The following is a 10659-nucleotide window of genomic DNA, read 5'->3' on the forward strand; positions in this document are numbered from 1 at the left end:
GGTCATCCACGCATGGCGTGGATCTACTTCCCACGTCATGCGTGGATGGGTGCCATCCGTGCGCCACGTGCCTGCATTGCATTGCAACAAAACTGCAGAAAAAGCTGGATTAAAGTGATGCCTCACGATAAATTGCGCACCCCCCGTTGCTTGCCGCCGCCCGCACCCTGCCCATGCGTGATGACAATGATCCCGGAACCCTGGAGCTGACCCTGCCGCGCAAACGCGGTCGGCCGCCCAAGTTCGGGTACGCAATGAGCGACGCACAGCGGGCTGCACGCTATCGGGCGCGGCGCGCTGGCCAGGCCAACCACGCCGATGTGCGGCATTGCAGCGACATGGTCCTGCTGGACAAGATCCGCGCAGCGGTCAGTGCGCGCGACACCGAACTGGCCGGCTTCCTGGTCCACGTACTGTGGCAGCGCTACCCGTTGCAGTTGAAATAAGTCGGCGGCGGGGTGGCCGTTGTCACCTGCCTTGTTGATAATGCGGGATTCAGGTTGTTCCCGCTGGCGCGCCCGGGATGGCAGGCGCGCATGATCGACACGGTTTCCACGATGACCACCACCAGCGACACCACCACCGAAGCTGCGCCGAGCAGCGCGCCCCTGTTCTACACCCGCCCGGTGCCGCTGCAGGCAGACCTGCACGCCGATCTGCGCATCCTGCCGGGCAAGCTCGAGTTCGCTGCCAGCAGTAACTCCATCCCGCTGGTGCTGGGCGAATTCTCGCTGGCGCTGCACCACTTCCCGATCCTGTTCGCAGGCCCGAGCGCGGTGCCGATGGCCGCCGTGGGCGTGACCACCGACAACCTGTTCATCACCGATGGCCTGTGGGACGACGAGACCTACATCCCGGCCTACCTGCGCCGCCATCCCTTCATCTTCATCGACACCGGCGCGGACAATGACTTCCTGCTCGGCATCGACGAAGACAGCCCGCGCATCGTCCGTGGCGGCGAAGAAGGCCAGCCGCTGTTCGTCGATGGCAAGGCCACCGAGATGGTGCAGCAGGCGCTTGAGTTCTGCGGCCAGTTCACCCGCGAGCACGAACAGACCCAGGCCTTCTCCAAGGCACTGGTCGACAACGGCCTGCTGGTCGAGCGCAATGCAACCGTGCGCCTGCCCGATGGTCGCGAGTTCAACCTCAATGGCTTCTTCGTGGTCGACGTCGAGAAGTTCATTGCGCTGCCGGATGCGACCGTCATCGAATGGCACCGCAACGGCTGGTTGGCGCTCATCCACCAGCACCTGATGTCGCTGGGTCGCTTCAACGACCTGACCCGCCGCCAGGCAGGTCGCAACGCCGCCTGATTCAGGGCGACGGCGYGGTTCCCACAGCCCGGGAGCCGCGCCACGACTGCAGCTCGGCCAGCAGCTGGCGCGCATCGTCCCAGCCGGGCGGCACGCGATCGCCCAGCTCCCATAGCTCGCCGGCGCGTGCATCCATGCCGCCCCCGTTGAGCATCTGCAGCACGYCCTGCAGGCGATGCGCATGATGGCGCAGCTGCGCGGCATCGCAACGAACGATCGCTTCGTGCAGGCATTGCAGCTCGCGATCGATATCTTCTTCGTAGGCGGCCAGCAGTTCGCGGGCAGTGCTTTCGAAGGCACGGCCGGGCACAGGCTGGTCCAGCGCCTGCAGCAGCGCATCGGCCTGCAACGGCTTGAGCAATACCGCGTCGATGCCGGCAACCTGGCAGCGCAGCGTGTGATCGTCGCCAGTGAAAGCGGAAAGCGCGATCAGCCGGGCGCGCGGCGCGCCTTCTGCCTCATGCAGCCGCAATTGCCGGGCCAGCGCGTAGCCATCCATTCCCGGCAGACCGATGTCCAGCATCACCAGCGGGCAGGGCGCCTGCATCTGGGCCGCCAAGGCATCTTCGGCATTGGCAGCCTCCTGCACCGTCGCGCCCCAGCGCCGCAGCTGGGCGGCAATGACCTGCCGGGTCAGCGCGTGATCCTCCACCAGCAGGATGCGCGTGCCGGCCAGCCGGGGCAGGGCGGACGCAGCGGCAGTAGCCGGTGCATCTTCCTGCACCTGCTGCACGGGCAGGCGAAGAATGAAGCGGCTGCCACGGCCGTGCACACTATGGACATCCAGGGTGCCGCCCATGGCCTCGGCCAACGTGCGACAGATGGAAAGGCCCAGGCCGCTGCCACCGCGCTGCCTGCCTGCATCGGCCTGCCGGAAGGGCTCGAACAGGGCGCTCATCTGCGCTGGCGCGATGCCGATGCCACTGTCGATGACCTCTATCAACAGTGATGCGTTCTTCGTGGGCGCATCCAGCTGCAGGCGCAGTTCAACGCCGCCTACGTCGGTGAACTTGACGGCATTGCCGAGCAGGTTGTCGAGCAGCTGGCGCAGGCAGTCCGGGTCCGTTGCCAGCATCGGGAACGGCGCCTGCGGTGCGCAGAGCTGCAGGCTGAGCGCCTTCTTCTGCGCGAGGGGCGTAATGGCCTGCAGCGCCTGCGTGCAGATCGCAGGGACGTTGCAGGGCACCCGCTTTGGCCGGAACGTGCCGCTGGCCAGGCGGGAGAAGTCCAGCGTGCGGTTGAGCAATCCGCGCAATGTCTGGCTGGCGGTGGCCGCAGCGGCGACCAGTTCGCGTTGCCCGGCTGGCAGTGGCGCCTGGCCCAGCAGGTCGATCGACGCCATGACGGCCTGGGCGGAATTGCGCACCTCATGGCTGATCATGCCCGTCATCTGCGCCTGCTTCTGATCAAGACCCTGCTGCTGGCGCAGCCTGCGTGCAGCCAGCAAGGGGAATGCCAGCAGCAGGGCTGCGGCTGGCAACAGCCAGACTACGGTGCCATCGAGGCCTTCGCGCACCTTCTGGCCGAGCGCGGCCGGCAGCGTCTGCCGTGCCCAGCGCTGCAGCAACTGGGCATGCTCTTCGATGGTGATGTCATCCAATGCCGCCTCGATACGATCCAGCAGCGCCTGGTCTTCGCGCCGGGCAAGCAGATGCAGCTGGGTCGAAAGATCGGCATCCACTGTCTGCAACCGCAGGCTGTGGGAGAAGTGACGTCGTGCTATCGCACCTGCAGTGGATTCCAGCCCGATCGCAGCGTCGGCAATGCCGGCATCCACGGCAGCCAATGCCGCCCGCATGCTGGGGTGCGGCAGCACAGGCACTGCAGGGTGATGCTGTGCGAGCCACACAGGGTAGGGGCCTCCTTCAACAGCAGCGATGCGCAGCGTGCCGAGATCGGCAGCCCGCTGCGGCAAGCGCTCGCCAATGCGGCCGGCAAGCACGCTGGCACCGCCAGGAAAACTGCGCGAGGGCGCCAGGCTGGGGCAGGGCAGGCGTGCCCCATCGTCAGCACCCATCGCCAGCACAAGATCGGCCCGCCCCTCACAGACGGCGGTCATCGCGGCGAGGGTGCTGGAAAAAGGGACTTCGACGAAGGTCAGGCCGGAATGGCGGGCCACGAGCGCGGCATAGCCATGCGCCAGCGTCTGCAGCACCTCGGGGTCGGCAGCATCTTCGGGCACAGGGTGCAGCGTGGGGGCCGCGGCCACCCGGACCACGCGCCCCGCTGTCCATTTTCCGTGCTGGATGTCGCCCGCGGACGTACAGGGAAGCAGGGTGAACAGCGCCAGCAGCATGAGCCTGCGGCCACGCTTGAACAGCGCGGTCACAGTGCCTCCAACTGCTGCCGTATCGCGAAGATCTCCGCGTCATTGCGCAACCCCAGCTTGCGCAGCGCGGCAATCTTCTGCGTGCTGACGGTCTTGATGCTGCGGTGGCGATRCAAGGCAATCTCCGAGACGGTCAGCCCATCCAGGACCAGCCGGATGACCTCGCGCTCGTTGCGGCTCAGCGCATCGCAGGGCGTCAGCAGCTTGCACGACGGCGGAATGCGGCAGAGCCCTTGGGACACGCGTACGACCGCGTCGGACAGTTCAATCAACGGCTCGGATTTGCCGACAAAGCCGCTGATTCCGGCATCCAACAGGTGGTTGATGATCGCCACCGAGGTCTGTCCGGCAAAACCCAGCAGCGTTACCCTCGGCAATGCCTGCCGCAGGTGCTCGACGAGCTCGGTGCCGCTGATATCACCGGGCGCCAGGGTGATGTCGATGATGGCCACATCGGCATGACGCTGCTGCAGCGCCTGCACGAACGCCTGGCTGTCACTGTGGCTGGCGATGATCTCGAAGCGGCTGTCGTTGCCCAGGTGGAAGGCCGTGCCGCGGCGGACGACGTCATGGTCATCAAGCAGGGCCAGGCGAAGCCGGCGCGGTGCAGGGAATCCGTTCATGCGCAGGAGTGTTGTCAGCGCCCAGTGGCGTGGCACTCATTCTGGCGCCGCTGTCGCGTCGAGCATCGAAAACATTCGATTTTTGAGATTTTTCCTAGAGTGGAAGTAGGAAAAGTTGGAGGTTTGTGTCGGGATCTGCACAGCGCGGGTGCAGCGAAGTAGCCTGTTGCGTCTGATGATTTTTGAATCGCGTCTGCAATGAGCGCGCGGACCGCGTGCACTGCTCAAGTTGAGTGCGTGCTCCGCTGGCGAGATGCCAGCGTCCACGCTCCGGTCAAGGACGGGTCCAATCACGAGACGTTCCAGAGCGGCGCGATTGACGGGTTGGCGGGCGCAATTAACGTGACGCGTCACGGTGGTCGCGGGTCCGCCGGCGTTGAATTCTGCAGGGCTGAGGGCTTGGGTTCCCTCAGAATTGAACGTTGGTCCGGTGAGGTACGCCTGACTAGTGGAGACTGGACCTTGCGACTGCTCGTGTGGGCGTGTGCTGCCAGGACATGCCGGGTTGCCCCTTGTGGGGCGCCGGCGACCAGGGGGGACAGAGAAGCTACGGCTGGGTTGGGGCCCGGGTGATGTCCGGGGTGCCATTGGCCGGGCTCGGTAGCGGAGTCGATGTCCGGTCTGCTTTGAACATAATATACATTATGCGAAATGCCGTAAGCGCCGGTCGGCTGACGGCGAATTGGCCTGGGAACTGCCGCCGGTGACGAAGCAGGTAAATCTGTTACCCAGCGCCATGTAAAAGTGTTACTTGTACGGCGGCGAGCGCCTGTCGCCTCTGGTTGCCGCGGACAACCTGCCCTGGTTGCGAGCCTAGCTCGGCCGTTCCGCCTCGGAACCTCGCTCCAAAATTGGGCCAAGCTTTGGTGGTCGCCGCAGCGACGGCGCTCTAGCTCCAATGTCGCCATCGGGCCCGCACAATGTAGTCATGCTGCCCACATACGCCCCCAGCTGCTCGTTAGCAAGCTGTAGCGCAGCATATAAGTTGCTGGCCGATGCTGCTTCGGCGGTTGCCGGAACGACTGTGTTCTACCTGCAATGTAGCCATGGTGCCCGCAGAATGCAGCCATGTTGCCCGCACATAGCGCCTGCTTTCGATGATGTTCGGATATGTCGGGGTGCGAACCGTTGCCGTCTTAGAGTTATGCTTGCGTCTATGGCGAACATCGAGTTCCGCGATCGCGTGCGCTGATTTCCGTTTCGGTATTCTGGTTAGAGGCGTTCGATGAGCTACCTAGCATCCCTGTCCACTTTTCAGCAGATGACTCTCTTTGCCGCTCTCGTCATGTTCTCGGCGGTGACGGCGACCCTTGCCGCAATTTTTGTGGCGTATCGTCAGAACAAGCGGCTGGGTGACCGCTCAGGTGGTTTCGATAGACGGCCTAGTCGCTCTGGCCGCGGTAGCCGATGAAGGCGGTAGTCTAGTCAACTCGCGCTGATGTCAACTGAGATGTTCGATCAGCGGTTGTGACTACGACCCCCGGTTAGTCTGTTTCGACCGCTTGCGTTTCGGTCTGGCATCAGCAGCGATGCCAGCTTCCTTGGATCGCTTGAGCGCCACTTCCAACTGGGCCGGCAAATCCCGAAGTCCTGTCAATTGCCCTTCGAGCGCATCACATCTGCCGCGCAGAATATCGGCAGATTGACCTGCCTTGGTTGCCGCTGATTGGGCGGCTTGGATATCTTGGCGCAGCTGGTTCTCAAGGGCTCTATGTTGTTCGGTTGCTTTGCTCAGCTGCGCCTGAAGCTCCCTCACCTCTTGGCGCGCGCGGTCGACATCGCTCAGCGCCCGATTCTCGACAGATCTGACGTACTCGGCCCAGTCCAACTAGCTGCTGAAGCTCTGTAGCTTGCGTAGCTGCAATTCTCTCTCCAGTAAGTGCAGCGTCGCGCTCTGAACGCATTTGCGTCAGCTCGCCATCTACAAGCCGTGATTTGACCTCCAGTGCATCACGCTGGGCGGCCAACGACTGCTTAGCCTCTGCAAGCTCTCGATGGGCGGCCTCCTGGGCATGCTTCAGCGCCAGCTCCCACCATTGCCCGGCGAGTTCTGCCAACACTGCTGGCGCATCTTCCAGTTCCGGACGCGCTCGCTGCAGGCGCGTACCAAGTCGGTTCCACCACGTCTCCAGCCAGCGGGTCACGGTGTTCGGTGAGCCTGTCCCCAGGTGAGCCCGGATCCGCTCGACGGTCGGGCGCTCGCCCTTGGCCACCAGCTCGTCGGCGGCGGTATGGACGTCAGACTCAGTGATGCCGCGGGCCATGCGAAGTCTCCTGTACTGGCGCCCTGCTCTGCTGGTAGTGTACTCACGATAAGTGATGATTATCGTGGGTATGGTCGTCTAAGCGTAGCGTACATTACATAGTATGAAAGATATTTCTACAATTCCCGTACTTGCCGCGACGGCCACCAGCCTGGTCCTGCCCGAACAGCTGGCCCAACAGGCTGCCGATGCGGTCCGCGAGCTGCTGGCCGAAGCCGCAGCCGAGAACACCACTCGCAGCTACACCAGCGCCCTGCGCTACTGGGCCGGCTGGCATACGGCGCGCTACGGCATTGAATTGGCCTTGCCGGTGCCCGAGTCCATCGTGCTCCAGTTCGTAGTTGATCACGTACAGCGCCGCTCGACCGACGGCGAATTGGCCTGGGAACTTCCACCAGCCCTCGACCAGGCCTTGGTGGCCGCTGGCCTTAAGGCTAAGGTCGGCCCGTGGACCTTGGCGACCGTGCGCCATCGCGTTGCCGTGCTGTCCACCGCGCACCGCTTGAAGCAAGTGGCCAATCCCTGCGAGCAGCCGGCAATCCGCACCGTACTCAGTCGAGCGGCGCGGGCCGCGGTCAAGCGCGGCGAGCGACCACGCAAGAAGACCGCAATCACCCTGGCCGAGCTGGAGGCCATGTTGGCCACCTGTGACGATAGCCTAGAAGGTCTGCGCGATCGCGCCCTACTCTGCTTCGGATTTGCCAGCGGCGGCCGCCGGCGCAGCGAGATCGCCGCTGCCGACCTGCGCGACCTGCGCCGGATTGGCGAGGCGGGCTATATCTACCGGCTGGAGCACAGTAAGACCCAGCAGGCCGGGGTTAAGGCCACCTCGACGCCGAATAAGCCGGTGCTCGATCGGGCCGCCCTCGCCCTTGAGGAGTGGTTGGATGCCTCAGGCCTCACCGAGGGGGCAATCTTCCGGCGGCTGTGGAAACAGCGGGTCGGCCCTGCCCTGTCCCCGGCCGCCGTAGGTGAGATCGTGCAGCGGCGGGCGCGGCTGGCCGGGCTGGAGGGGGATTTTGGTGGGCACAGCCTACGGTCGGGGTTCGTGACCGAGGCCAGCCGCCAAGGGGTGGCCCTGCCGGCGATTATGCAGCTGACCGAGCACCGCTCGGTGTCGAGTGTGGTGGGGTATTTCCAGGCTGGTGCCGCGGCCGACAATCCGGCGGCGCGCCTGTTGGACGGCGGTCTTACCTCGAGTGATGGGGATCAGTCAAGCAGCACCCCTTGAAACAGTGTCACGCGCCACAAGATGGAGGGGTAAGCGTCGCATTCAGTGTCTAGTCCTTGGGGTTTTGTCGCAGCGTGTGCGACATCGGGCGAGCACGATGGGACACTCAACCACCTTCTGGGGGATGACAGATGGGCAAGGCGGCGGGCAAATCGACGCGCGGCAAGGCGGTCTCACCGGCGACGCAACGAGAGGTGTGGGCCCGCGGTGCCGGCGTATGCGCGTGGCCGGGCTGCGGCGCGGTGCTGTATCAGGACCCCCTCTACCTGACGCCGAGCGGGTTCGGTGAGCTCGCCCACAACGTTGCCGCCAGTGCCGACGGGCCGCGAGGCGATGCGCGGCGCTCTCACCCGCTGTCGGACGATCCCGGCAACCTGATTCTGTTCTGCCCCACACACCACGCCGTGGTCGATAAGCCTGGTTGGGAAGATCACTACCCCGAAGCCCTGCTGGCGCAGTGGAAACAACAGCACGAGGCCGCGGTGCGCGTCGCCGGCCAGCACAGCCATGGCCGCAAGGTGCTCGGGCTGCACTTTCGTGGGGTTATCGGGCGCCAGATCATGGCCGGGGATGCGGCCAGCGCCCTGAAGGCCGCGGTGCAGCGCGGGCTGGTATTGACCGAACGGCCGGTCGAGGTCGACGTTGATGCCAGTGGCTACGAGCCGCAGAGTGCGGAGTACTGGCTGCACGTATTGACTGCCATCCGCCAGAAGGTGCGAATGCTGCAAGCGCGCCCTGAATCCGATCGCGCAATTGCCTTGTTCGGTCTTGCCGACATGCCGGCGCTGATGGTGATGGGATTCGCGCTCGGCCACTCCAGTGAGCTGTACCCGTTCCAGTGGGACCGCCACGCGCAGAGCTGGCAGTTCCCCGACAAGGATGCACCGGCCTGTGTCTTCGACATCAAATGGCCGACGCACTGGGATGGTCCGGTTGCCCTAGTGTTCTCGCTGTCCGGCGTGATCGAACCCGAGCGCATCTGCACTGCCCTCAACCACGATCAACCCTCGGTGATTCACGTCACCGTCGACCGACCGCGGCTCGATCTCGTCCAAGGGCCCGCGACGATCGATGCGTTTCGCGCCAAGGTCGCTAGCGTGGTGGCGCAACTGGAAACCCAGTTGCCGAAGACCGCGCCGATCCATGTGTTTCCTGCGATGCCGGCCTCGCTTGCGATGGCCTTCGGTATCGCGGTCAAGCCAAAGGTCAGTTTCCCCTTCCATGTGTACGACGCGGACAAAGGCCACGGTGCCTTTCATCCGGCCCTTTCCCTGCCCCTGATCGAACGCTGAGGTGATTGTGATGGACAGCCGTGCCCCGAACTCGCGCCTAGAAGTCCTGCTCAAGGACATCGATCTGCCCGCTCATGCCTACGAGCGGGCAGAAAGCCGCTACAAGGATCTCGGGCGGTGGATCGCGCGCCCTGAATCCACGTTGGCCCGACACGACGCCCATGTCTTCGTGCAGGGGTCTTTCGCACTCGGTACCGCGATCCGGCCGATCAACGACGACGACGAGTACGATTTGGACTTCACCTGTAAGCTTCGAGAGGGCGTGTCACGCGATACGCATTCCCAGCAGGACCTGAAGGACTTGGTCGGGGGCGAGCTGGCGGCGTACCGCCATGCCCGCCAGATCGACCGGCCGCTGCAGCCGAAGAACCGCTGCTGGCGCCTGCGCTACAAGGATAAGGAGCTCCCGTTCCACCTGGACGTGGTTCCCGGTATCCGGGCCGATGACGACCGCCGCCGCTACCTGCGCGAGCAAATGGAACTGCATGGCGTCCCGGCGGCGCTGGCCCAGGACATCGCCCGCAAGGCGCTTTGGATCACCGACCAGCAGCATCGCGCCTACCGCACGCGCAGCCGTGATTGGCCGTCGAGCAACCCCGGTGGCTACCTGCAATGGTTCCTGTCGCGCATGCGGGCGCCCGAACAACGCGGTGTACTTGCCGAGGCCCAGATCGACCCGGTCCCGGTCTACCGCAGCAAGACAGCGTTGCAGCAGGTCGTGCAACTGCTGAAGCGGCACCGCGACATTCGCTTCGCCAGCGATCCGGACGTCAAGCCGGCCTCGATCCTGGTCACCACTATCGCCGGCCAGGTGTACGTTCATGGCGAATCGCTGACCCAGACCTTGCGCCGGGTCCTGCTGGAGCTTGACGAGTTCAGGCTTTCAGGCGCCGACGAGATCCGCAACCCGATCAACCCGCAGGAGAACTTTGCCGATCGCTGGCACCGCCAGGACTGCCTCGAACTCGAGCTAAAGCGCCACTTCCACGAGTGGGTCGAAGCCGCCAACCGCGACTTCGCCGCGTTCCTAGACAGTCCGCACGCCGGACGTCTCGTCGAGATGGCGGAAGACCACTTCGGACTGAAGCTGTCGCAGGACGCATTCCGTGGCCTGGCCGGTGTCGTCGCCGCGCCGGCGGTGGTCCGGCAGGTGCACGTCGACTCCGCGCCGGCGCGCCCCTGGCGCGAGTGATGCAATTCTTGCAGTCCCACGTCGACGAACTGTTGACGGCGTGGCCGCGGTTGCGCCGACGGCCGAGCCGCCGTGCCGACGTCGTGATCGTCGGCGGCRTCCTCGACTTCAGTTGGGTGCCGCCGGGTCGCCCCGCCATCACCGACACATACCAGGTACGCCTGGAGGTGCCTCTGTTTTCGACAGAGACGTTGCCGAATGTGTACGAGGAGGGTCAACGTGTCCCGCGCACGCCGGACAACCACGTCAACAGCGCCGGCAACCTCTGCCTAGGGTCGCCGCTGCAGCTGCAGCTCAAGCTCGGTCCTTCACCGACCCTGCTCGCCTACGTCGATCAGTGCGTGATCCCATTCCTATACGCCGCATCTTGGCGGCAACGGGGCTACGCCGGCTACCCGTTCGAGGAGCTGGAGCA

9 protein-coding genes are annotated in these 10659 nt (G+C 64.7%); 6 read left to right on the forward strand and 3 right to left on the reverse strand.

What is annotated here, in order from left to right; genetic code table 11:
* Positions 1 to 173: 173 nt before the first annotated feature.
* Both AC1VAN_RS08090 and AC1VAN_RS08095 read left to right on the forward strand, forming a co-directional pair.
* Positions 174 to 446: a hypothetical protein gene (locus tag AC1VAN_RS08090; RefSeq protein WP_025877210.1), complete on the forward strand. Its 273-nt coding sequence runs from the start codon at positions 174 to 176 to the stop codon at positions 444 to 446.
* A gap of 111 nt (positions 447 to 557) precedes the next feature.
* Positions 558 to 1313, forward strand: coding sequence for a SapC family protein (locus tag AC1VAN_RS08095; protein ID WP_025877209.1), 756 nt, complete (start codon positions 558 to 560; stop codon positions 1311 to 1313).
* A 1-nt stretch (position 1314) separates the two neighbouring features.
* Here the strand turns inward: AC1VAN_RS08095 and AC1VAN_RS08100 are convergent, their stop codons facing one another.
* From AC1VAN_RS08100 to AC1VAN_RS08110, 3 genes are all read right to left on the reverse strand, one after another.
* Entirely contained in the window at positions 1315 to 3642 is a 2328-nt protein-coding gene (locus tag AC1VAN_RS08100) for an ATP-binding protein (protein ID WP_480985595.1), read from the reverse strand.
* Positions 3639 to 4265 carry a response regulator gene (locus AC1VAN_RS08105; protein WP_480985596.1) on the reverse strand — a complete coding sequence of 209 codons (627 nt, stop codon included), beginning with the start codon at positions 4263 to 4265 and terminating at the stop codon, positions 3639 to 3641. Before AC1VAN_RS08105 ends, AC1VAN_RS08100 begins: the two co-directional genes overlap by 4 nt.
* A gap of 1709 nt (positions 4266 to 5974) precedes the next feature.
* Positions 5975 to 6529, reverse strand: a complete 555-nt coding sequence (locus AC1VAN_RS08110; protein WP_480985597.1) for a DNA-binding protein — start codon at positions 6527 to 6529, stop codon at positions 5975 to 5977.
* Between the two features lie 103 nt (positions 6530 to 6632).
* Between AC1VAN_RS08110 and AC1VAN_RS08115 the strand changes: the two genes are divergently transcribed.
* From AC1VAN_RS08115 to AC1VAN_RS08130, 4 genes are all read left to right on the forward strand, one after another.
* Complete coding sequence (locus AC1VAN_RS08115) at positions 6633 to 7760, forward strand: tyrosine-type recombinase/integrase (protein WP_478013509.1); 1128 nt, start codon at positions 6633 to 6635, stop codon at positions 7758 to 7760.
* Between the two features lie 131 nt (positions 7761 to 7891).
* Positions 7892 to 9052, forward strand: a complete 1161-nt coding sequence (locus AC1VAN_RS08120; RefSeq protein WP_442251569.1) for an SAVED domain-containing protein — start codon at positions 7892 to 7894, stop codon at positions 9050 to 9052.
* 10 nt (positions 9053 to 9062) lie between these two features.
* Positions 9063 to 10244, forward strand: a complete 1182-nt coding sequence (locus tag AC1VAN_RS08125) for a nucleotidyltransferase domain-containing protein (protein ID WP_442251568.1) — start codon at positions 9063 to 9065, stop codon at positions 10242 to 10244.
* Positions 10244 to 10659: hypothetical protein (locus AC1VAN_RS08130; RefSeq protein ID WP_480985598.1), on the forward strand; the 416-nt coding region annotated here is incomplete at its 3' end. The genes AC1VAN_RS08125 and AC1VAN_RS08130, both read left to right, overlap by 1 nt.

The organism is Stenotrophomonas sp. 05L44_2 (assembly GCF_056665995.1).

What these genes read in the sequence shown, in the direction of transcription:
- AC1VAN_RS08110 (WP_480985597.1), bottom strand. Translation starts at nt 6,529, where the DNA reads ATGGCCCGCGGCATCACTGAGTCTGACGTCCATACCGCCGCCGACGAG.
- AC1VAN_RS08120 (WP_442251569.1), top strand. Translation starts at nt 7,892, where the DNA reads ATGGGCAAGGCGGCGGGCAAATCGACGCGCGGCAAGGCGGTCTCACCG.
- AC1VAN_RS08125 (WP_442251568.1), top strand. Translation starts at nt 9,063, where the DNA reads ATGGACAGCCGTGCCCCGAACTCGCGCCTAGAAGTCCTGCTCAAGGAC.
- AC1VAN_RS08090 (WP_025877210.1), top strand. Translation starts at nt 174, where the DNA reads ATGCGTGATGACAATGATCCCGGAACCCTGGAGCTGACCCTGCCGCGC.
- AC1VAN_RS08115 (WP_478013509.1), top strand. Translation starts at nt 6,633, where the DNA reads ATGAAAGATATTTCTACAATTCCCGTACTTGCCGCGACGGCCACCAGC.
- AC1VAN_RS08095 (WP_025877209.1), top strand. Translation starts at nt 558, where the DNA reads ATGACCACCACCAGCGACACCACCACCGAAGCTGCGCCGAGCAGCGCG.